The sequence below is a fragment of the Paenarthrobacter sp. 22069 genome, from assembly GCF_052046035.1.
In the GTDB taxonomy this organism is placed as follows: Bacteria; Actinomycetota; Actinomycetes; order Actinomycetales; family Micrococcaceae; genus Arthrobacter.
Genome location: NZ_JBQEQF010000066.1, coordinates 1 through 308 on the forward strand (window position 1 = coordinate 1; position 308 = coordinate 308).

Annotated in this window: 1 rRNA gene; it reads right to left on the bottom strand. The window is 56.5% G+C overall.

Going from position 1 to position 308, the window contains the following annotated elements:
- Positions 1-95, bottom strand: a 5S ribosomal RNA gene (gene rrf / locus ACTJK0_RS21440); the annotation flags it as partial.
- Between the last annotated feature and the right edge of the window lie 213 nt (positions 96-308).

Sequence of the window (308 nt, forward strand, 5' to 3'; positions counted from 1 at the left end):
CACACCCTCCCGGGTGCAGTACCATCGGCGCTGTGGGTCTTAGCTTCCGGGTTCGGAATGGGACCGGGCGTTTCCCCCACGCTATGACCGCCGTAACCCTTTCACCCGAACCCCCCGGTCATGCGTTGGGGGGTGGGAAAACTAGTGTGGTTACAACTCGCTGTCCTGGGGACAGCGTTGTGGTGTTGTTATTTAGTTATGGTTCCTGTCAACGGTGCCCGGGTGGCCGGGGTTGTTGGTTGGGAACCACATAGTGGACGCAAGCAGAATTTTGTATGTTTCTGTGTGGTGTAAGTTGTTGGCCTATT